Annotated in this window: 18 protein-coding genes and 2 rRNA genes (1 of these 20 only partly in view); 13 read left to right on the forward strand and 7 right to left on the reverse strand. The window is 33.0% G+C overall.

What is annotated here, in order from left to right; translation table 11 throughout:
• Nucleotides 1-64 precede the first annotated feature (64 nt).
• A complete protein-coding gene (locus tag ACOQOS_RS09930) occupies nt 65-1,120 on the reverse strand; it encodes an anhydro-N-acetylmuramic acid kinase (RefSeq protein ID WP_420574813.1) in 1,056 nt (351 codons plus the stop codon).
• Between the two features lie 183 nt (nt 1,121-1,303).
• Between ACOQOS_RS09930 and ACOQOS_RS09935 the strand changes: the two genes are divergently transcribed.
• Nucleotides 1,304-2,446 (forward strand): acyl-CoA dehydrogenase, encoded by a 1,143-nt coding sequence (locus tag ACOQOS_RS09935; protein ID WP_420574814.1) that lies wholly within the window; start codon nt 1,304-1,306, stop codon nt 2,444-2,446.
• 74 nt (nt 2,447-2,520) lie between these two features.
• Here ACOQOS_RS09935 and ACOQOS_RS09940 read toward each other — a convergent pair whose 3' ends face one another.
• The gene (locus tag ACOQOS_RS09940; RefSeq protein ID WP_420574815.1) at nt 2,521-3,324 is read right to left on the reverse strand and encodes a hypothetical protein; all 804 of its coding nucleotides are present in this window, start codon (nt 3,322-3,324) and stop codon (nt 2,521-2,523) included.
• A gap of 335 nt (nt 3,325-3,659) precedes the next feature.
• Nucleotides 3,660-3,791 (reverse strand): hypothetical protein, encoded by a 132-nt coding sequence (locus tag ACOQOS_RS09945; RefSeq protein ID WP_420574816.1) that lies wholly within the window; start codon nt 3,789-3,791, stop codon nt 3,660-3,662.
• 417 nt (nt 3,792-4,208) lie between these two features.
• On the opposite strand from ACOQOS_RS09945, the gene ACOQOS_RS09950 reads away from it, so the two are divergent.
• From ACOQOS_RS09950 to ACOQOS_RS09990, 9 genes are all read left to right on the forward strand, one after another.
• On the forward strand, nt 4,209-5,579 hold the full coding sequence (locus ACOQOS_RS09950) for a microtubule-binding protein (RefSeq protein ID WP_420574817.1): 1,371 nt from the start codon (nt 4,209-4,211) through the stop codon (nt 5,577-5,579).
• A gap of 249 nt (nt 5,580-5,828) precedes the next feature.
• Entirely contained in the window at nt 5,829-6,896 is a 1,068-nt protein-coding gene (locus ACOQOS_RS09955; protein WP_420574818.1) for a hypothetical protein, read from the forward strand.
• 112 nt (nt 6,897-7,008) lie between these two features.
• On the forward strand, nt 7,009-8,970 hold the full coding sequence (locus ACOQOS_RS09960; protein ID WP_420574819.1) for an AAA family ATPase: 1,962 nt from the start codon (nt 7,009-7,011) through the stop codon (nt 8,968-8,970).
• A gap of 9 nt (nt 8,971-8,979) precedes the next feature.
• Entirely contained in the window at nt 8,980-9,378 is a 399-nt protein-coding gene (locus ACOQOS_RS09965; RefSeq protein ID WP_420574820.1) for a nuclear transport factor 2 family protein, read from the forward strand.
• Between the two features lie 2 nt (nt 9,379-9,380).
• Nucleotides 9,381-10,079, forward strand: a complete 699-nt coding sequence (lepB, locus tag ACOQOS_RS09970; RefSeq protein WP_420574821.1) for a signal peptidase I — start codon at nt 9,381-9,383, stop codon at nt 10,077-10,079.
• Nucleotides 10,079-10,717 (forward strand): hypothetical protein, encoded by a 639-nt coding sequence (locus ACOQOS_RS09975; protein WP_420574822.1) that lies wholly within the window; start codon nt 10,079-10,081, stop codon nt 10,715-10,717. Before lepB ends, ACOQOS_RS09975 begins: the two co-directional genes overlap by 1 nt.
• A gap of 36 nt (nt 10,718-10,753) precedes the next feature.
• Nucleotides 10,754-12,001: a DUF6638 family protein gene (locus ACOQOS_RS09980; RefSeq protein WP_420574823.1), complete on the forward strand. Its 1,248-nt coding sequence runs from the start codon at nt 10,754-10,756 to the stop codon at nt 11,999-12,001.
• A complete protein-coding gene (locus ACOQOS_RS09985) occupies nt 11,998-12,528 on the forward strand; it encodes a hypothetical protein (protein ID WP_420574824.1) in 531 nt (176 codons plus the stop codon). Before ACOQOS_RS09980 ends, ACOQOS_RS09985 begins: the two co-directional genes overlap by 4 nt.
• Before the next feature lie 5 nt (nt 12,529-12,533).
• Nucleotides 12,534-14,183, forward strand: coding sequence for a hypothetical protein (locus ACOQOS_RS09990; RefSeq protein ID WP_420574825.1), 1,650 nt, complete (start codon nt 12,534-12,536; stop codon nt 14,181-14,183).
• Between the two features lie 76 nt (nt 14,184-14,259).
• Here the strand turns inward: ACOQOS_RS09990 and ACOQOS_RS09995 are convergent, their stop codons facing one another.
• Nucleotides 14,260-16,194 carry a tetratricopeptide repeat protein gene (locus ACOQOS_RS09995; protein WP_420574826.1) on the reverse strand — a complete coding sequence of 645 codons (1,935 nt, stop codon included), beginning with the start codon at nt 16,192-16,194 and terminating at the stop codon, nt 14,260-14,262.
• Nucleotides 16,195-16,207: 13 nt separating this feature from the next.
• Nucleotides 16,208-16,945 carry a LytR/AlgR family response regulator transcription factor gene (locus ACOQOS_RS10000; protein WP_420574827.1) on the reverse strand — a complete coding sequence of 246 codons (738 nt, stop codon included), beginning with the start codon at nt 16,943-16,945 and terminating at the stop codon, nt 16,208-16,210.
• 329 nt (nt 16,946-17,274) lie between these two features.
• On the opposite strand from ACOQOS_RS10000, the gene ACOQOS_RS10005 reads away from it, so the two are divergent.
• From ACOQOS_RS10005 to ACOQOS_RS10015, 3 genes are read left to right on the forward strand one after another with little or no spacing between them, the layout of a single operon-like run.
• Nucleotides 17,275-18,747 (forward strand): SUMF1/EgtB/PvdO family nonheme iron enzyme, encoded by a 1,473-nt coding sequence (locus tag ACOQOS_RS10005; RefSeq protein ID WP_420574828.1) that lies wholly within the window; start codon nt 17,275-17,277, stop codon nt 18,745-18,747.
• 10 nt (nt 18,748-18,757) lie between these two features.
• Nucleotides 18,758-20,170 carry a hypothetical protein gene (locus ACOQOS_RS10010; RefSeq protein ID WP_420574829.1) on the forward strand — a complete coding sequence of 471 codons (1,413 nt, stop codon included), beginning with the start codon at nt 18,758-18,760 and terminating at the stop codon, nt 20,168-20,170.
• A 4-nt stretch (nt 20,171-20,174) separates the two neighbouring features.
• Nucleotides 20,175-20,999, forward strand: a complete 825-nt coding sequence (locus ACOQOS_RS10015; protein ID WP_420574830.1) for a T9SS type A sorting domain-containing protein — start codon at nt 20,175-20,177, stop codon at nt 20,997-20,999.
• A 487-nt stretch (nt 21,000-21,486) separates the two neighbouring features.
• Here ACOQOS_RS10015 and rrf read toward each other — a convergent pair.
• Both rrf and ACOQOS_RS10025 read right to left on the reverse strand, forming a co-directional pair.
• A 5S ribosomal RNA gene (gene rrf, locus ACOQOS_RS10020) occupies nt 21,487-21,596 on the reverse strand.
• Between the two features lie 83 nt (nt 21,597-21,679).
• Nucleotides 21,680-21,779 (reverse strand): 23S ribosomal RNA (locus ACOQOS_RS10025); it runs 2,716 nt beyond the window's last position.

The raw sequence follows: 21,779 nt of genomic DNA on the forward strand, positions 1-21,779 counted from the left end.
TTTCTATCCAAGCAAATATAGAAATTGTTCGCTTCTTTACAGAATCCTTTTACCACTATTTAACCTAATGATAATTGTATATTTTTCCTGAGCTATGATCTTGGGTTGCTCCCGTAACACTTTTCAGACAGTTTACTTCGTTTCTCATCTTCAAAATTCCTAAAAAACCGAAGACTAATGCTTCTTTGTATTCTATTAATTCGGCACTTGGTTTAAGTATCGAAACTTCTTTATGATATTGAATTCTTTTTATTAAATAATCATTGTATGCGCCTCCGCCGGTAACCAAAATTTTTGATCGGATTTGAAAACTACGTGCAATTTGTTTTGCCACATGTTCTGTGAATGTACGTAAAATGTCAATTTCTTTTCGCTTAAAAGCTTCTAATCGTGGAAATATTTCTTTTTGAACCCATTCTAAACCTAAAGATTTTGGTGGTTTTTGCTTGTAATATGGTAAATTATTTAATTCTGTTCCTAAAGCCATCAAGTATTCTCCTGACTTTGCAAGATTTCCTCTGTCATCATATTCAAAGCCTAATTGTTTAGCATATTTATTTAATACAATATTTACAGGACAAATGTCATAAGCGATACGTTTTCCTTCTTTGTGAAAGGACACATTTGCAAATCCACCTAAATTTAAACAATAATCATATTCAGAGAATAATAATTCGTCTCCAATTGGCACTAATGGAGCGCCTTGTCCTCCAAACTCAACATCTTGCACTCTAAAATCACAGACTACTTTTTGTTGTATTAGTTGAGCTAAAACTTCTTGATTCCCGATTTGATATGTAATTCCGTTTTCGGGTTGATGCAAAGCTGTATGTCCATGAGAACAAACAGCATCAATGGAGGTAATTTTGTGGGTATTTATAAATAGCTTAATTGTTTCTGCCAGATACTTAGTATATGTGGTATCAAATTCTGCCAAACGATTTTTGTCGTAATGGATTGCTTCTCGCAATTGATTTTCTAGAACTTTGGCATATGGAATCGTTTCTGCATGTAAAATAGAAAACGTCCATTTTTTCTTTTTTTCAAAATGTATATATGCTAGGTCAATTCCGTCGAGTGAAGTTCCCGACATGACACCAATCACTTTGTATGAAACCATTTTGTAAAATTATTTAATTTTTACCGTTTGCTTTTCACTTTTAAGATAATATTCACATTATAGAGAATTACAATTTAGAAAAATTAAAGATTCTTAAAAATACGCCTTGATTATTGAAAATCTGCTATTTTAAGATTATCTTTGTGCGACTTTTTTAAATATACATTAATACAATATACAGTTATGAATTTTAATCTTACAGAGGAACACATCATGATTCGTGACGCAGCGAGAGATTTTGCAAGAACTGAGTTGCTTCCTGGAGTTATTGAACGTGACAACAAACAAGAATTTCCACAAGAGTTAGTTCGCAAAATGGGAGAACTAGGATTTTTGGGAATTATGGTTGATCCAAAATATGGAGGAAGTGGCATGGACACGATTTCATATGTTTTAATTATGGAAGAACTTTCTAAGATTGATGCATCTGCTTCTGTAATTGTATCTGTAAATAACTCTTTAGTTTGTTATGGTTTAGAAGCTTATGGAACTGAAGAGCAAAAGCAAAAGTATTTAACAAAGTTAGCTACAGGAGAGAGCGTAGGAGCTTTTTGTTTGAGTGAACCAGAAGCTGGAAGTGATGCAACTTCGCAAAGAACTACTGCTATTGACATGGGAGATCATTATGTAATTAATGGTACAAAAAACTGGATTACAAGTGGTGGACGCGCTGATGTTTATTTGGTAATTGCTCAAACAGATAAAGATAAAGGACATAGAGGAATTAATGCATTTATCGTAGAAAGAGGAATGCCAGGTTTTGATATTGGTCCAAAAGAAGATAAATTAGGAATCCGCGGAAGCGATACACATACATTACAATTTAATGATGTAAAAGTTCCTAAAGAGAATAGAATTGGAGAAGATGGTTTTGGATTTAAGTTTGCAATGAAAACACTTTCAGGTGGACGAATTGGAATTGCAGCGCAGGCATTAGGAATTGCTTCGGGAGCTTACGAATTAGCTTTAAAGTATTCTAAAGAACGTAAAGCTTTTGGAACTGAAATTTCAAATCATCAAGCCATTGCATTTAAATTAGCAGATATGTATACCGAAATTACGGCAGCACGCCATTTGGTAATGGAAGCTGCATGTAAGAAAGATGCAAAAGAAAATTATGATATGGCAAGTGCTGTAGCGAAATTGTTTGCTTCAAAAACTGCGATGGATGTTACTGTGGAAGCTGTTCAGGTTCATGGAGGAAATGGATTTGTGAAAGAATATCATGTTGAACGTTTGATGCGTGATGCAAAGATTACTCAGATTTACGAGGGAACTTCAGAAATTCAGAAAATTGTAATTTCAAGAGGAGTTATTAGAGGATAAAATATATACTTACATATTTACAAGCGCGTTGAATACAATCAACGCGCTTTTTTAATGCTTGCTTTTTATATGCTCTAAAAACGATAATCAATTCCTGCACTAAGTGCATTGACCGACACACTTCCTAATTTGTAATGATTAAAACCTCCTTGTAAAGAGAATCGTTTCAAGTGATAACGTGCTAATAATCTGAATTCATTTATAGACGCACTATTGATAAAGCTTTGTTTCCAAGAAGTTCCAATACTGAAAGGTTTATTTAAATAAACATCTACTCCTACTTGATACGCAAATCCCGTTTCATCTACTCCATTTCCAACATGTGTAGCTCCAGCGCCCCAATAGGCAGTAACATTTTGCCCACGAACTCGATAATAATTTATCATGACGGAACTTACGCCAAGCTCTACTTCTGGATTTTTCTCAAAAAAATGCAAATGATTGGCTTCTATGCCTAGCAGAACGAATCGCAGATTTAATTTAAGGTTATTTCCATAGAATTCTTTTCCGCTTGTAAAAAATGTATTTGACACCATGAGCTGAACTTGTTTCAGCGGCACATTTTCATCAGGAAAAGCATATTCTCCATGAGAACCATCTGAATACGGATATTTGTAGAAATAGCGTTCTTCCATAGCTCCAAATAATATTCCAATGGTCATACGATAAATGATTTCTCCAAAGACATTTCCTAAGAAATCAATACTATCATCGTCGTCGTCATTGTCATTATTATTTGAAGAAGAGCTTGATGAGCTACTACTGGTGCTACTTTTTGTTGAAAGATCTTCTTTGGCTCGATTGAGTTTTCCTTGTGCATTACTAAGATGACACATGCATAGTAATAGTACTATTGATAAGGTAATTTTTGACTTCATAATATTGGTGTTAATGTTGCCTTATCTTATCAAGAAAAATGCCAAGAATTTATGTTTTTACTTAGCAAGTTTATCACATCTCTAAAAGTATTTTGTATAACAACAACCTTTCGTTTATTCTTTCAGGTCTTTCTGTGTTATAAATTTTTCAGCCTATTCTAAAACATATAATTAAGTTTTTTTTCTCAAACTTATTCTTCTGATTCGACTGAAGAAATTAGCACTTTCACAAGAATAAGTTTTCATTATTTCATATAAACATTTAGTAAAAATAATTTAAGAACTATTGTTCATATTGAGTTTTTTTTAGCTCTTCAATATTAAGGAGATTCCGATTACTCCTGAAAAACCGTCACCTGATTTTTATTGATTGCTATTGTTAAGTGGGATTCTTTTATCTCATCATAATAAATTTCTACTTCTTTGAATTCATTACCAATTTGAATGGTAGTTTTTGATGGTTTCATATTTTATATTTTAGGGTTTTTATAAATATGCATCAAAAACTTGCTAGAAACAATACTTAATAATACGTATTTTTCTAGTCCTTAATATTGAGGATATTACAAAAGGAATTACTCAAAAAACACAACATCTTTTGTTTTTAGCATTGATAAAATCAACTTCAAAAGGTTATTTCTATTCTTTATCATAAAAACATGTCTTTTACACTTACATTTCAATACGTTTTTAAACAATTATCTTACTAGAATGTAACATCTGCAAAAAAGTTTATACATATAATTCTAAATTCTTTATCTTTAGAAATTACTTAAAATAGCTGTGATTATCTCTGCGAGATAGCAAACTATGATTAAGTGTCATTTTTCAACTAATTAGATAGATTAAAAACTAACATTCATTAACAATAAACAAAGTAGTATATGGCTGACGAATTTGACTTGCTAGAAACTTCAGGAGCACAACAAGAACAAAAATCGAACGATAAAGTAGATTGGGGAAAAGCGATCGACCAAATGAAGTCGAAATTATCGCAGGAAGACAGTCCAGAAGTACGTCAAAAGATATTAAATGCAACATTAGATAATGTTGTTGATATGGCAGAAAAAGATCGTACCTCTTTACTAGATGCCATCAAAGACTTAACCGATTATCAAGATGAAGTAGGAATTATTTTTGAGCGTTTTTCTACCTTAAATGATGAAGAACAACGCGTTATTGATAATGCACAAAAAGAACTGGAGAAAGCTAAACGTGAATATCAAGAAGCTTTAGACAAACCAGATACTTGGTGGAATAATCTTTGGGGACGAAAGTCTAGAATTAAAAGAGAAAAGCAAGAATTAGATCAAGCACAAAAAGATAGAAAGTTTGCTGACTCGAAAGCAAAAGAAATGTTCCAGAAACGTATTGAAAGTTCTGATACTGAAACTCTATTAAAAGAACTTTCTTTCAAAAGTCAAGCTGCAGTAAAACGTTTAAAAGATCGTGAAGTAGAAATCAAAGAGGTAGAAGATAAACTACAAGTTGCGATCGTAGAAGCTAGTAAAAACCATACGAAAGCTTTAGAGAAAAAGAAAGAAACGGAAGAAAAACTAGAAGCTCAAAAAGCATTATTAAGTCAGGCAAGACAAGAGTTGGAAGAAATTGTTGACAAACAATCAACTGCATATTCTGAAACCTTAGCTAAAATCACACAGTTAGAACAAAAAGTAGAAGAATTGGATGGTTTACGTACTGCATACATCACGCTTGCTGCAAGTAAAGATAGTTTTGTTCATAAGCACAACCTAACAATTAAAGTTTTAACGTCTTTACGTAGTAATTTACAAACACATAGAGCAAAATTAAAATCTGACACTGAAGAACGTGTTCGTTATTATGACGGTTATGTTGTAGCATTGAAAGCAAGAACCGATCAAGAGTTTGCTGCTATTTTAGAACATTTAGGTATTAAAACCGATGAGAAAATTGGTGAAACTTTAGCTGCAATGTACACAGCGAGTTCGAAGGCTCGTCAGGATATGATGGAGAATATTCCGGTTCACGAAAAAGTAATGAAAGGTATTTACAGTAGTTATGCTGAATCATTGCAAGAAATTCGTGAGAAAGATGTAGAAATTCGCAAGAATTTCGCTGATCGTTACGGAATTGACATGAAAGAATTATTCGAAGAATATTATAAAAACAATGAAAATCCATCTACTGGAGATGCTGGAGGAAATGATGATGCTGGTAGCAACGGAAGTCCAGAACCAACTAACGATGGCGGTTCAGATGATTTGTTAGGGTAATTCTTAATACCACATATATTTCGATTTCGCATGAAGGATTGAAGCGACATCCTTTTTTATTTTGAAACATGATTACAAGGAGTTTGCGACGAAGTAATCTGCTTCTGCAGAAACAGATTGCTTCTACAACTCTAAAACATACCTTGCAATGACAAAATTCTAAAAAAGATATAGCTGAAAATCTGACCGCCAATTTGTAATTGACGGACATGCTAAAAAAATAGTACTTACGAAAACAATATTGTTTGAATGTCTTTAAACGAAATTACAACACCTTTAGATTCCGCAACGCTCGATTCGGATGCACAATACGACCTTTATTATAGATTGGTTAAGCATGTGTTGGATGAATTTGAAATTAATTTAGTAGAATGGAATCATCACCGAATTTGCACTAAAGAAGAACTAAAATCCTTAGAAGAATATTGCAGACGCTTAGCTTTCTCACTAAAAGCAATGCAACTAAAATATCGTTTTGATGAAGAGCAAATGAAGGTGGATTTGACAGAATCTGGCTTTCCAAATTATCTGGAACTACGCTATATTCATAACGATTTAGACTTAAAAGATGAGTTTAAAGCGAAGTTTCCGCCTAAAAGTGATTTTAAAGAAAAGTTTATTCATCAATTGATGGTCAATAAACAACATGTAGACAAGCGTGATTTGTTTGAAGCTTCTTCTTCTTTGTATTATGATATGATTCAGGAAGATAAAATTTTTCAAAAATTCGTCCTCGGAAAAATCAAAAAGACAAAAAGTACCTTTGCTATGTATGTACTCGATTGGGCTTTTTATGATGTTACACTCAACAGGCCTTTTATCTGTTTTATGTATTTTGACTATAAACACGATGATAAAGTAGAGCAGGAAATTTATACCTCAGTAAAAGAATGCGCAGATCGTTGCTTAGATTTAGACAACATGGCATATATGATTGATAAGCGCTTAAAATATGTACATCCGAGAAAAATAAAACGTGTCGATTTAGGAATTTTACATAGTATTTTCTCAAAGGATGATCACGAAATTACACATGCACTCTTAAAAGCAATTGCGCAAAAGGATGTTCCTATCAATTCGTTTTCGTTAACGACAACTGTAGAGACGATAAATGCTGTAAACTCATCAAAAGTAAGTAATGATTTGCTATCATTTAAAAAGCAAGAAATTCAAGTTTGGAGTGAAATCACCAAACACAAATATATTTTAGCGCCTCACAGAGTGATTCAATTATTATACGGTAAAATTCCAAATACGATCATTCACTTACATCATGAGCCTTTTGAAGTAGAGGAATTACCAGAACATGAGAATTAACGAATCGACAACAGAAAAAATAAACACTAATACAAAGTGACGTGGAAACTGTGAGCTAACAGTTCAAAAAAAAAGCAACAAATCCACGAATCCACAAAAAACAAAAATATACATGGAGAAACAACCGACTTTTCCTATCAAAAAAACTGAATTACAAATCTTACGTGAAGAAGCTTCTTCTTTCATTAAAGGCGTGCAATGGGAACAAGGTTATAAAGCAAAAAACAGAGATCAAAATAAAGAACAAGAAGATATCTTATTATACTTGTCGAAAGCTACAGGGAAAGCTGGAGCGAATGCAATTTCAATCTCTAAAACTATTTTAAGTTTAAAAAAACGCTTATTACCCGATTCTGTTGCTTTACCGCTTGCGCTGAATGAAACACTGTACAATTTACAAGAAGCTTTAGCCATTGGTTTGTGGATTAGAGATAGTTATTACGATGCGTCTGGCTTGTCAATTCTTCATGAAAAAAGAAGTGGACTTTCTGCTGAGCAACGCAAAGAATACGAATCTAAACAGCAAACCGCAACCGCATTTATGTTGTTTAGCTTATCGTATTATGTTGTTTCTAAATTAAAAGAAAAAGCTTCGGAAGAAAATACTGTGATGCAAAACAAATTTGCTGGCATTCCAGAAGTTTCGTTTTTATCGCCAACTAAAGGTATTTCTTGTCAATTGTTTTACTATGACAAATACATGAATCATCCAAACTTGATCAACTCTGAACAAGATGTGATTGATTTTACTGTGATGTACTTTGAAGCGTATTTAGAAGAAATCATGCAACGCAAAGGCGCGTTAGATCATACAGATGTTATTACGGATAGAACGTATCAACTGGAAGATTCTGAATTTTCTATTGCTGGTTGGGAAACGATTTTTACAGGAAGTGCTGCAAGTGTAGAATTTAACCCGATTCGTTTTGAACAAATTGTTGGAAACAAAGATGCAAAACATTTTGCCAAACGTTTGGTAGAACGTATGATGAGCTATGACATGGCTGCTAAGAAAAATCCTTTTCAAGAATTAGGAGGTTTTATGCCTGTTTTTATGGGATATGGAATTCCAGGAACTGGAAAAAGTATGTTAATTGCCGCAATTGCCACAATGCTAAAAGAACGTTGCGATCACTTAAACATTCCGTTTTTATTTCACCCAATGCCAGACACTGTAGTTTCTACATTTCAAGGTGGATCTGCAGAAAAAATGGTGCAATGGATGAAACCTATGCAAGATCCTACACGATTGATCTTCGCTCCTATTGATGATGCTGAAAATAATTTACAGGAACGTACTGAACAAGGAGTTTCTGCAGGTGTAAAAGAGGTTATTGGCGTCTTTTTACGCTATACGGAAGGCGCATATGCTGTAAATCACGGAAACAGTTCGGTTGGATTATTTACGAATTTACCTGAAAAACTAGATAAAGCCGTAATTTCAAGGATTCAAGGACGTTTTAAAATTGATGGTGCGCGTACAGAACACGATTTCTTAGATCAAGATTATATTTGGTGGTCTAAAATCGAGAAAACATTGCCTGGCTTTGTTTCCATGAAAGATCATGCAGATTATAAATATTTAAGCGATCAAGGATTGGCGGCAAATGCTGGAGAAATTTTAGGAAATATTAAAGAACCAGAAGACGATAAAATCAAAAAAATCTTTAACAGTTCACTTTCTAATGCTTCTACAAACGATCATTTATTTTATGCGAATTTATATGGAGCCGTTCAAAAAGAGTTCCCATTTTTCTCATCAAGAGATATTCGAAACATACAAAGTGCAATTTCGCTTCGTTTGACAGATTTTAACTTAGAAGAAGATTGGTTTGAAAATCCTGAATTATACTTCCAAAAAGATTATGACACTAAACTGGGAATGTTAAAAGAATTAATGACTGCAAATATGCAAGGACTTAACTTTGCAGATATTCGTAAGCAGGAAGTAATACGCTATTTAGATAATTTTGCAAGTATTGCAGATATGGACTTCGAACGAAAAGTAAAAGGTCACATAGAACGTATAATCATTCAAGAAGAAGCAATGATGAGAACCAAACCAGAAAAATAATGCTACAAGATGAAAAAACTTATCATCCTATTTTTATGCACTGTCTCTTTAGCAACAGCTCAACAAAAAACAGCTGCCGCAGAAGTAGTACAAAAGCAAGTGGAAGCGTACAACGCTAGAAATATTGAAGCCTTTATAGCTACGTATAGTGACGATGTAGTTTTTTACGGTTTCCCAAAAGAAGTACGTTTTAAAGGTATTGCACAAGTTCGTGAAATCTTTGGAATTTTTTTTAAAAACAGCCCAGATTTACATTGTGATATCGAAGACAGAATTGCTTCAGGTGACACTGTTATTGATCATGAAAAAGTACGTTTTCAAAAAGATGATCCTATCCAAGAATTTGTAGTAATGTATAAAGTAACTGATGGAAAAATTCAAGAGGTTTATTTCTTAAAACGTCCTTAGTAATGGCTAAAAAGCTTAAAATTACTTCCTATGTTCTTGCCTGTTTGTTGGCAATATATGTTGTATTAAAATATACAGGAATTTGCACATTATATACGATACCAAGTACAGGAAGCGAACCCAATCTTAAAAGCGGTTCTTATATTTTTGCTTCTAACCTGATAACACCAAAACGAGGAGACTTTATCGTCTATGAATTTGACCATCCTGAATTAGGAACAGCTAATTGGATTCATCGCTTGAGCGGAATGGAAAATGATACGCTTCAAATTATTGAAGGTACTTTATTTGTAAACGGAAAAAACGTTGATGAAAATTATAATTTAAAACATTCGTATCTGCTCGATGAAAAGGAGTTTAAGTCTTTACATGATGAAAACATTGAGCATTTTCCTATCACAACAAAAGAAGGCAACACAGGGTATCTCACATTCGTAGAGGATATTTACGTCAACAGACATAAACTTGCAAAAAAACGATACCGCGATTTAAAAATCATTCCCAATCCAGAAATTGTAGCCACTTATAGACATCCATGGAATAAAGATCATTTTGGGCCAATTATCATTCCGAAAGGGAAAATATTTGTATTAGGTGATAATCGCGATAATTCGATGGATAGTCGATTCTTCGGACTTATTGACATCAACGATATTAAAGGTGTATTATGGAAAAAGTTATTTACGATTGATACTAAGTAATGAAGAAAGAGTTTTTTACGTATTTTCTAAAAACTTATGTTGTTTTATTATTGCCAATGGCTAGTATATTCACAACAAGCCCATCATTATCTTGGAAAGAAAAGTTAGGATGGTTTTTCTTGATTCCATTTATCATTGCACTATTTCTTACTCCATTATTTTATTGGTTAACACCTAAACTAAAAACTTATCATCGTCGTAAAAAGACAAAGAAAAAGTTATTCAAAGCATTCATTGACCAAAATGATTTTAAAACCACAACGGATGGCATGCTACACGGAAGAATTGATGACTACATAATTTTTCTGCAAGCAAACTACGATGAATTTCAGTATACAAAATGGATTGAGATTCAAGTGCTCTTTCATCCAAAGCAACGAAATCAATACATTTCGCAATCACTTTTACAACGTTTACAGAGGAAATACGAAGAAAAAAATGTAACATGGCACGCCAATAGTATACTAATAAAGAAAATATACGCATTAAGAATGCCGAAATACGAAGTTGTATATCCGCTGTTAAAACAATGTATTTCTGAATTAAAAGCTCAAAATATTGCGCCTATTTCATATACAGCATGGACAGCAATGTTACCAGAAGTACAACAATATTATAATAACCTTGAGAAACTATAAATAATTGTATTTTTATAGAGAATTGAATATACGTTAATGGAAAAATTAAAACGATCTGAATTATTTGGCGCTGCCTTAGTTCCTGTTACAGGTGCTTTGGTAGAACGTTATAATAAATGCCTTTCATACATTGGAACAGCACCAACGCAATTGCTCAGTTTTCATATTGACGCCATGGGTTGGAGTCCTGAAATTGCTGATGAGAAAGATGATTTTTTATATTTAAATTCTGGAGAAGCAAATCCAAATGCAATTATTCTTTCACCAAAACAAAACGAAAAACCTGCGTATTCGCCTTTTCACAGTTTTGACAGAGAGATTATGAATTTAGTTTTTAAACAACACAAACACGCTATTAAAGACATTACACGTGATGCTGCGATTTGTGTAGATTTAGATCAATACATAGATGCTTTTTACGAGCCAGAAGATTTATTAAAATACAATCAAATTACGGTCGATTTTACCGTTGTTGAAGATTTGTTTACCGTTCAACAAAAACAATTACAACTTGTAAAAGAGTTTCATGAAGAAGATAACTTTTTAGACGAAAGCTTACATTTAAAAATTTTAGCATCCGCTAGAAAGCATGGTGATTTACGATCGCGAACGTTACAAATGGAAAGTATCGATTTTAAAACGAGTTCTTTTTATACCAAAGCATTTGGTGGCGTATTTGTATTTAGAAGAAAAGGAAGTGGAAAAAATATTTTAATCTTCGAATCGAAAGAAGAAGCAGACAAAGTAGTAACTTCTGCCAAAACACAAGCTTTTCATATTGAAGATGGACGTTTTTTTAGTGCGTTGGCTGCTGAAAAAATGATTGTTCTCGATCCAGAACACAGTGTATTGTCTGGATATTTTGAACGTGTACAGAAAACTATTTTCTTATCACACATAAAAGAACCAACACATTCTTTGAGTGATATTTTAGACAATTCGAATGTTTACAAACGCTATTTAAATCGTTTAACGGCTGATACACGCAAACAACTGATGATTCTTGATCGTTTGCAAACAAATGCGACAAAAGCAAATGCCTTAGATGTAGAAGGCGGATTGACACCAGAAGTATTAGCTTGTATACAAATACCAACACCTGAATTGTCGATGGATTTACAAGAACTGGTTTGGAAACTTATTGTAAAAACAACACCTTATAAAGATCCACTATTTTTATATTGGTATGATAAAGAAACATTTTATGCGGAATATACCGCTTGGGACACATCGTATCAAGATTGGGTCATCAAATTAATTAAACAAAACACCTGGAACTCATGATCACTTTTGAAATTATCGTATTCATATCAAGTCTCGTTTTTGGAGTTTCTATCTATTGGCTAGAAGCAAAAAGCAATGGCTTATACAGAAGCATCAATAAAATTACACATTCGAAAGAATTACAAATGAAATCGACAAGTAAGAAAGGTTTTATTGTACAACAGGAATTTATTCCACGCTTTATTTATGTGAATATATTTTTCATTATTGTTTCGCTTATTATTTACTTTTTACTCCCAATTTTCACCTTAAGTGTTGCTTATTATGTAACTGCTTTGGTGGGAACAATGATTGGAATTTATATTGCAAATTTTATCATTGATGTAAAAGATAAATCGGAAGAAATTATAGATAAGGTAGTTGATACAGGAAAAGATTTTATTGACGATATTAAAACCAAAGGAAAAGAAGCTGCTGATAGTTTTTCAAAAGATGAAACACCAACAGAAGAATCGACTTCCAGCGAACCTGAAGCACCAAAAAAGAGTGCTAGAGAACGTTTAAAAGATAAAGGATTATTAAAATAAGAACTATGTTAAAAAGATTTTGGAACCGTGGAACAAAACAAAAAATCATTCTGATTATTACAGGATTGATCGTTTTTTGTGCGCTTTTTATTTTGAGAGATGATTACCAGCCGTTTTTACTCTTTTTAAGAAAGTACTTGTTTATTTTATTATTGTTTATTCTTATTATTTATTTCGGAATACGCTCGTTTCGAAAAGCAGCAAGTGCTCTCAAAAAAGTATTTAGAGGTATTCTTACACTAGCATCAATTGCATTGATTTATGTTATGTTGTGGAATGTTGGAATGTATGATTATATGCAAACTTACAATGTGTTTAACGACATGAATCTGCAAGAAATTGCAAAATTACCTTTAAGTAGAAACGAACGCATTCAACCATATAACAATATAAAAACGATGGCGTATGAATCAATTTCTGAAACACAGGAAGTATCGCCACCACAATTAGTTCGTGTTGATGGTCGTAACCAATGGACAATGGCAGTACAACCATCTAAAGAATATTCTATTCAACGTATCAATGACAATATTGAAGAATTATTCTCTGTATCAAGTACATCGCCTTCTCCTCGATTTGCCAATGAAAATAGAATTTCGGCAACATTTTCTATTGGAGAATCGTTAGCGTTTAGTAGAAACACGTATAATGCAGTTGTACAGCGTTTTAATCCTTGGCAATTATTTAATTATGAGCCACACGAAGCGTATTATATGAAAAATGATGACGGACATTGGGTTCAAGTTGTAAGTTTGATCAGATGGAAAGGTTTCTTTTTTCCATACCCAACTTTTGGCGGTGTAATGGTTTTAGAAACTGGAGAACATGATTTTAATGATTATGTAGAGCGCTTACTTATAGGTAAAGGGACTTTTATTGCTGCAGAAGATGTACATAAGTATCCTTACTTAACACGTCAAAATACTTTATCTGAAAAAGTATCACGCTTGCAAGCTAAATCAATGATGTTTTTAGCTGGATTTACAGATCCATTACCTTGGAATAAGAAAACTGCCGTGAAGATTCCAGATTTAATTGAAGATCAGAATCAGCAACCATTTGTAACTGACTTTAAATTTACTGGAGCCGTAAATGATGCATATGACGGATTGTATCATTGGTTTGGACTAGAACCTATCGGAAACGAACGTACCAGCTTATCTATTAGTGTTTTTATTCCGGCTGATGGAAGTAAAAAAGTTTATTACTACAATCACGCGAATAAAAAAGAAGGTTTGGCAGGTGTTTCTGCAATGCCAGCCAAGGTTATGGAATCTAAAAAATCATATGATTGGAATGTAAACAAGCCTGTAGAGTTTAGACCTTTTATCAGAGATATTGCTGGAAAACGTCGTTTGTTTATGTTGAGTACCATTGCTGCAAAACGTGAAAATAGTGATCAATTTGATGGTGGATCTACTCCAGATTTGGCTTTAGTTGATGTTTCATATAAAGATGTTGTCTGGATTGACGCAAAACATCCATCACAATGGAACGAACAAATTTTAGCACAATTGGGCGAAACATGGCAAGATTCAGAAAATTTATCAGACAAAGATTTATATCCAAACAGATTAAATATAAAAACTGAAATCGTAAAAGATTCTATGACAACTCAAAAAGATAGTATTGTAAAAGACACACTTACACAGTAGTTTAATCTTTTAAAGACAACAAAAAAGCGCTAATTTAAATTATATAAATTAGCGCTTTTCTATTTTATTTTATGCTTTATCGCAGTGGAATATTAAGTACAACTTCTGTCCCGGCAGGATACTGATTTGTATCTTTTAAATCTTTAAAATGAACTGAAAAGCTATTTTTAAAGTCTTTCACAAAATTTGTAAGTCTATTTTTTGTCAATGTTATTCCTATAGATTTTCGTTTTACAATTTTATTGTCTGCAATTTTTTGAGCTGCCTCTCTACCTATTCCGTTATCAGCAATTGCAATGGTTACATAATCATCTTCTGTTTTTGTTACAGATAGTTTTATGTTTTTCTCTCCTTTTTTAGAAGACAATCCATGCCAAAGTGCATTTTCTAAAAACGGTTGCAACACTAAAGAAGGAATTTTTATTTGATCAAGATTGATATTTTCATCTACCAATACTTCAAAATTAATTTCATTAGAGAAGCGAATATTTTCGATACTCATATACAAATCCATCGTTTCTAGTTCATCACTTAATGAAACAACTTTCACTCGAGAAGCATCTAATATTTTACGAATTAGTTTTGCAAATTTATTCAAGTAATGTACCGCATTTTTCTGCTCGTTACTAATAATATATTGCTTGATAGAGTTCAGCGAATTAAACACAAAATGTGGATTCATCTGACTACGCAACATGTCTTGTTCAAGCGTTAAAATCTTCTTTTCGTTATTCAGCAATCGTTGTCGGTACAAAATGTAAATCATGATCGCCAAAAAGGCAAACACAATACTACTTGTAACCCAAATGCTTTTGTTTCGCTTAAGCGTTTGCTTTACCGTTGCGTTTTCTTTTTCAAGATTTTCAATTTGTGTATTAAACTTTTTAGTATCGTATTTTACAATAAGATCATTTACATATTTAAAGTTCTTTTCATTTGTAATTTCTTCATTCAGTTCATACGATTTCTTTCTAAAATCAAGCGCTTTTTTATATTTTTTCTCTTGTTCTGCAACCACGGCTAAACGTCCATAACTTTCTGCAATTGCACTTTTTAAATTGTATTCTTGTGAAATATCTAATCCTTCATTTAGATACTTTTTCGCTTTTGTATAATTTTTTAATTCTAAATACGCCCAACCTAAAGTTGTATATACTCCTGAAAGATGAAACTTATCTCTGAGTCCTTTGGCACTTTCAAGAGTTGATGAAATAATTTCAATTGCTTCGTCGTATTTTTTCTGCTTGATATAAATTCGACCAATCGTATTATTACAAATTACACGTCCTAAATTAGAATTGATTTCATTGTTATATCGTAAAGATTCTTTATAATCTAACAAAGCACCTTCTAAATCTCCTGTGGCTTCTTTTGCGTATCCTATATTATGATAATTAATTGCCAAGCCTAGTTTGTTTCCAACACTTTCTTCAATTTTCATTGATCGTTTAAAGCGCTGTACTGCAAGATCGTATTGTTCTAATACAAGGAAAATATTCCCCATACTATTCAGAGAAACGGCAATACTTCTTTTTACTGATTCTGTTTTATCCTCAATACTTTCTGCAAGTGCTAAGGCTTCTTGATGATAATCTAAAGCACGTCTAATATCATCAATTCTGCGATACACAACGCCTAACATATTTAAAGCCTTTGCATGCAATTCTTTATCACCTGCCTCTTTTGCTTTCTCTAAAGCTTGCTCATGATATAAAATTGCTTTATTATACTGAGACGTATTACGACAATAATTTCCTATCGCATTTAAAGCATAACTTTCTCCATGGAGATATTTATTTTCTTTGTATAAATTAACTATATATTGAAGTTGCAGAGAGTCTTTTGTAAACTGTTCTAATTTCTCATGAATCTTAGAATACTCTGTAGGTTTTGCTTCCAAAAGTGCATTCGCTTCTTTCACAAAAATACTATCTGTAGTTTGTGAGAAACTAATTGTATATAGGAAGAGGGAAAGAATGCATATTAGTACATTCTTATATAAATAGTGCATACACTTAATTTTCTTATAATTTTTCTAAAAAAGCGGCTTTGCGCTGTCTAGAAATAGGTATTTTATGATTTGAGATTAAAATAACATAACCATCAGATTTTATAAACTCTTTAATCTTGTCTAAGTTCACAATAAATGAATTATGTATTCTAAAAAAACGCTCGTCGGGCAACATAGCATTTACTTCTTTTAATTTTTTTGTCAGTACTATTTTTTTTGAATTCGTTAAATATAAAGTACTATAATTTCCGTCAGATTCTGCAAAAAGTAAATCGTCTAAATCTAGAAAAATCAGTTTTCCATCAGTATTAATCGTGATTCGTTTTTTATTAAATCGACTATTATAATCTGACAAAATACGCTCAAACTTCTCTGTAGAAACGTCATTTCGAGAAATATATTTTTTAACCTTTGATATTGCAACTTTCAAATCGTCCATATCAATTGGTTTCAATAAATAATCAATAGCTTCTTCTTTCAAAGCTTTAATAGCATATTCATTGTAAGCAGTTGTTATAATGACTGCAAAATCCTTTGTTTTCAATCTATTCAAAAACTGAAAACCGTCCATAGTTGGCATTTCTATATCTAAAAAAAGGCAGTCGCAAGATACTTTCTCTATATATTTTAAAGCTTCTTCAGGATCCGTAAATTTTGCTAAAATTTCAATCTCATCACTAAAGTTATCCAACTCCCATGCGAGACTTTCTATAGCTTTGGGTTCATCGTCTATTAAAATTGCTTTTAACATAAGTATTGGTTTTATAATTTAAAGGTACGCTTTTCGGGTTAAATTCTGACGTTGTTCGTATCATTGGTTCAAAAATATGTATGTGCGGTTTACTTTCTTAAATAGATAACAAACAAGGGGATTTTCACCTTTTTTTCACAAAAACAGATTATACAACATTTGACGCCATTCATACAAAAACTACTCTTCTGAGCTTCTTCATCCTATATATTTGAATCATTATTAAGCCCACCCCAAATTTTGATAGCTATGTAATTTAAGATATAAGTTATGAGTACACATAAAATTATAATACAATTTATCTAATACTAACAATCAAAATCAAAGTAATGAAAAAAATTACACTATTCTTAATGCTAATTTGTTTTGCTTTCAGTACGAACACGAAGGCAAATAATATCCAAGTGAATAATATATCACTTGAAAACTTAAATGAAGTTTCTAACTGGGTTCATGTAGAATTTGACCTATTTTGGGAAAACTCATGGAGAATCAGCTCAGGGCCATCCAATTGGGATGCAGCATGGGTATTTATCAAATACAGAGTAAACAACGGAAGCTGGACACATGGTATTGTAAGTCAGGCAAGTTCTGTAGCTGCTGCCGGAAGTACTTTAGATGTAACTTCTGATGGTATGGGAGCTTTTATTTACAGATCTGGTGACGGAAGCGGAAACGTAAACTTTCAAAACACACAACTTCGTTGGAACTTCGGCTCGACAGATACTAATGACATTATAGACATTCAGGTATTTGCTATAGAAATGGTATATGTACCATCAGGAAATTTTTATTTAGGAGGAACTACAGGAGACGAATCTAATAAATTCCACTCAGGAGGATTTTCAACATCTTCTTCTTACCAAGTTACTTCAGAAGGAGCTATCACAATTGCAAATACTAGTGGAAATTTATACTATACAGCAGATAATGCTAGTGGAGGAGATCAAACAGGAACTCTAGGTGCTTCATATCCAAAAGGATTTAATGATTTTTACTGTATGAAGTATGAATTAACTGAAGCTCAGTGGCTTGGTTTCTTTAATAGCCTAACTGAAACGCAAAAAACAAACAGAGACGTTACAGATTCAACTCACAAGAATAGCGATAACGAAATTAGTAGGAATACAATCTCATGGACTGGAGGATCAGCAAGTGCAACTACAAATGCACCCGATAGAGCCTGTAGTTATTTAAGTCCTGGAGATATGAATGCATATATGGATTGGACAGGAATGCGTCCTATGACTGAACTGGAATACGAAAAAGCTTGTAGAGGACCTATTTTACCAAAACCTGGCGAATTTGCTTGGGGAAGTGCTAATATTGCCTCTAATGCATACAATTTAGTGAATTCAGGATTCTCAAGTGAACGAATCACAAATCCAGAAACAAATACAGGAAACGCAATATATGCGGATACTAACGGAACAATTAGCGGACCTTTACGTAACGGAATTTTTGCTGCAAGTGCTATAAATAATAACCGTGAAGAAACTGGAGGAAGTTACTACGGAATTATGGAACTTTCTGGAAACCTATACGAGCGTTGCGTATCAGTAGGAACTTCACAAGGACGTAACTTCACAGGAGTTCATGGAAACGGAATTATTAGTTCTACTGGAAATGGTACTGCTATCAACTGGCCAAACAATACTACAGGTGATGGATATAGTTACCGTGGAGGAAGTTGGTTGAATGGATCAGATTTCATTAGAGTATCTGATAGATTTGATGGTGCATCTGTAATTGCATCTGGAAATAACCGTTTAGGATTTAGAGCTGTAAGAACTGCACCATAAGATGAAGGAGATGAAAAAAAGAATTATTTTCTTATTGTCTATTTCTCTCCTGTATAGTATACAAGTTGCTGCTCAATTTGAAGGAAGTAATGGTGATGGTTTTGATAGAGAAATCGTATCATCCATAACACTTACAAATCTTTCTCTTGAAGTACTGTATGAAGGTAGTAATGGTGATGGATTTTCTAACAGACTATTAGCCGCCACTACACTTGATAATACTTCACTTGCAGTATTATACGAAGGCAGTAATGGTGATGGATTTGCCTTGAGATTATTACCTGCCACTACACTAGATAATACACAATTAACAGTATTATATGATGGCAGTAATGGTGATGGATTCTCTAGCAGATTACTTACAGCTACTACGCTAGACAATACTTCGCTTGCAGTATTATATGATGGTAGTAATGGTGATGGATTCTCCAGCAGATTACTTACAGCTACTACGCTAGACAATACTTCACTTGCAGTATTATACGATGGTAGCAATGGTGACGGATTTAGTTTAAGACTATTATCTGCTACTACATTAGACAATACAGAACTCTCCGTACTATATGACGGAAGTAATGGAGACGGATTTGATGTTGAACAATTCAATGGTTTCTTAGATCCGAACCAAATTGTAGATTTAAGAGTACGCGCAACAGTATTCTTACAAGGACCTATTTTAAATTCTGTTGATGACGATTTAATGAATGACAACTTACGTGCAGGTAATTTGATTCCTAAAATAAGTCCTTATAACGCAGGAGATATAATTACTGATTCTAATGTATTTAATGATGGTGGAATCTCTGGAACAGGTGTTCCTGCTGATAATATTGTTGATTGGGTATGGATTGAAATCAGAAGTAGCGCAGACAATACACTAGTTGTTGATGGCACGTCTGCTTTAGTACAACGTGACGGAGATATTGTTGCTTTAGATGGTACATCAGATGTTATTTTACGAGGACTTACTGGTAATTATTTTATTACTGTAAAACATAGAAACCATTTAGGTGTAATGACTCAAAGTACTCGTGCACTATCGGTATCACCTTCAGCAGCTACAGATTTCACTAGAAACTCTACTGCTGTATTCGGGACTAATGCACGTGTTCAACTAGCAAGTGGTGATATGGCTTTGTGGGCAGGAAATGTTAATGGAGATACTTTCGTGCAATATTCAGGAACAACTCCTGATTCACCTAGTATTTTATCAGAAGTGTTAAACGACGCTGGGAACTTTTTAAATTTCCCTACCTACATCGTAAATGGATATAATATACATGATATTAATATGGACGGAAATACACAATATACTGGAACAACTCCTGACACACCAATTCTATTACAAAATGTGTTAGCTCATCCAGGTAATTTCCTAAACTTTAGTACATATCAAATTCAAGAACAATTACCAGAAAACTAATCTTATGAAAAATACAATAAAAATATTTATGACAAGCCTTGTCTTTCTTCTAGCAACGCAGCTAAAAGCACAAGACGGCTATACATATACATTACAGCATAATGGAGGTTATAGCTTCACTGTACAGGCTGTACCAAACACTAGCGCTAATAACTTTGCTACATCAGTACAAAGTTATGGATTTACTCTTATCTTACCTGATGGAGAAACAATCGACACAGGATCAGCGACTTCTCTAGGAGGTGCACCAAGTGTTACATTCTTTGATGGAACTAATGTAGCGCAACCAACGATAGATGGATATTTAGTTACAGAAACTTTAGGAAGTCCAGCTACCTTATCAGCTCCTTCAGCTGCAACGAATTCTGATATCTTTACATTTACCATAAATGGGAATCCTACTTCTGGTATAGTATATATATTAGAAAATAACTCAGCATTAGCAACGACAATCACAGCACTAAAATCGTTCATGCAAGCTGATATGATAGATAATGGAATGGCTGAATTTGTTAATGTGGTAGATCCAAATGCTGCTGCCGTATCTGGAATGAGCTCTTTCAATCTTGCAACATTATCTGTAGAAGAAGAAAATGAATTATCTGGTTTATCGTTATACCCTAATCCAGCTAAAGACATTGTAAAACTTCAAGTTCCGTCAGGAATCACAGATATTCAAATCGTAGTATTTGATAATGCAGGGAAACAAATTCCTATGCAATTATCTTCAGAAAATACAATTGACGTAAGTAATATTGCGTCTGGTTTATATTTAATCAATATAACATCAAATGACGTAAAAACTACTAAAAAGCTTATTGTAGAATAACATAAGCTTCTATTTTTTGTTTCACTAAAAACCTCTTATATTTTGTAAGAGGTTTTTTAATTTATATATATTCTAGAAAACAACTCAATACTAAAAGTAACAAACTTCTACTCCTTTATTAATAAGATATAGAAACAAAAAAATCTACTTTAAAAAGCACCAAGTCTACATCAAAAGTTATAAAGATGTCTATTTACTTTAAGCATGAGTTAATCAGTAAGTATTACGACAAATAAGTTTTATCAACTTCAGGTTCCTATTGAAACACCAAAAAGTTTCTTCACTTTTTAGAGTAAGTTATTCAATATCTTTAACTAGTAAAAAGTCTTAACTACCTACTATACAAATAGAATATACTTTTACTTTGAAGGTAAAACTATAAAATCAGTTTAATTTTTTTAAGGGGTAAGATTTAGTTTTTGCTTAGTATATAGATAAGTATATAAAACAAAAAACCCTTACCATATATCATGATAAGGGTTTTAAAAAAAGGCGGCGACATACTCTCCCACATTTCTGCAGTACCATCTGCGCTAATAGGCTTAACTTCTCTGTTCGGAATGGTAAGAGGTGAGCCCCATTGCTATAACCACCTTAAATCTTTCAGTGACAATTCAAAATCACCGTATAAGTTAACATATTGAGATAAAACAAAAGTATTTACAAAATAATAAGAAGCCGTACATAAGCCTACGGGTAATTAGTACTACTCGGCTATGACATTACTGCCTTTACACCTATAGCCTATCAACGTGGTCATCTCCCACGACCCTTTAAAGA

This window comes from Kordia sp. (assembly GCF_965224175.1).
Lineage (GTDB): Bacteria > Bacteroidota > Bacteroidia > Flavobacteriales > Flavobacteriaceae > Kordia.

Excerpts from the sequence above, each read along its gene's own strand:
- ACOQOS_RS09930 (WP_420574813.1), bottom strand. The coding sequence starts at position 1,120 with ATGGTTTCATACAAAGTGATTGGTGTCATGTCGGGAACTTCACTCGAC.
- ACOQOS_RS09935 (WP_420574814.1), top strand. The coding sequence starts at position 1,304 with ATGAATTTTAATCTTACAGAGGAACACATCATGATTCGTGACGCAGCG.
- ACOQOS_RS09940 (WP_420574815.1), bottom strand. The coding sequence starts at position 3,324 with ATGAAGTCAAAAATTACCTTATCAATAGTACTATTACTATGCATGTGT.
- ACOQOS_RS09945 (WP_420574816.1), bottom strand. The coding sequence starts at position 3,791 with ATGAAACCATCAAAAACTACCATTCAAATTGGTAATGAATTCAAAGAA.
- ACOQOS_RS09950 (WP_420574817.1), top strand. The coding sequence starts at position 4,209 with ATGGCTGACGAATTTGACTTGCTAGAAACTTCAGGAGCACAACAAGAA.
- ACOQOS_RS09955 (WP_420574818.1), top strand. The coding sequence starts at position 5,829 with ATGTCTTTAAACGAAATTACAACACCTTTAGATTCCGCAACGCTCGAT.
- ACOQOS_RS09960 (WP_420574819.1), top strand. The coding sequence starts at position 7,009 with ATGGAGAAACAACCGACTTTTCCTATCAAAAAAACTGAATTACAAATC.
- ACOQOS_RS09965 (WP_420574820.1), top strand. The coding sequence starts at position 8,980 with ATGAAAAAACTTATCATCCTATTTTTATGCACTGTCTCTTTAGCAACA.
- lepB (WP_420574821.1), top strand. The coding sequence starts at position 9,381 with ATGGCTAAAAAGCTTAAAATTACTTCCTATGTTCTTGCCTGTTTGTTG.
- ACOQOS_RS09975 (WP_420574822.1), top strand. The coding sequence starts at position 10,079 with ATGAAGAAAGAGTTTTTTACGTATTTTCTAAAAACTTATGTTGTTTTA.
- ACOQOS_RS09980 (WP_420574823.1), top strand. The coding sequence starts at position 10,754 with ATGGAAAAATTAAAACGATCTGAATTATTTGGCGCTGCCTTAGTTCCT.
- ACOQOS_RS09985 (WP_420574824.1), top strand. The coding sequence starts at position 11,998 with ATGATCACTTTTGAAATTATCGTATTCATATCAAGTCTCGTTTTTGGA.
- ACOQOS_RS09990 (WP_420574825.1), top strand. The coding sequence starts at position 12,534 with ATGTTAAAAAGATTTTGGAACCGTGGAACAAAACAAAAAATCATTCTG.
- ACOQOS_RS09995 (WP_420574826.1), bottom strand. The coding sequence starts at position 16,194 with ATGCACTATTTATATAAGAATGTACTAATATGCATTCTTTCCCTCTTC.
- ACOQOS_RS10000 (WP_420574827.1), bottom strand. The coding sequence starts at position 16,945 with ATGTTAAAAGCAATTTTAATAGACGATGAACCCAAAGCTATAGAAAGT.
- ACOQOS_RS10005 (WP_420574828.1), top strand. The coding sequence starts at position 17,275 with ATGAAAAAAATTACACTATTCTTAATGCTAATTTGTTTTGCTTTCAGT.
- ACOQOS_RS10010 (WP_420574829.1), top strand. The coding sequence starts at position 18,758 with ATGAAAAAAAGAATTATTTTCTTATTGTCTATTTCTCTCCTGTATAGT.
- ACOQOS_RS10015 (WP_420574830.1), top strand. The coding sequence starts at position 20,175 with ATGAAAAATACAATAAAAATATTTATGACAAGCCTTGTCTTTCTTCTA.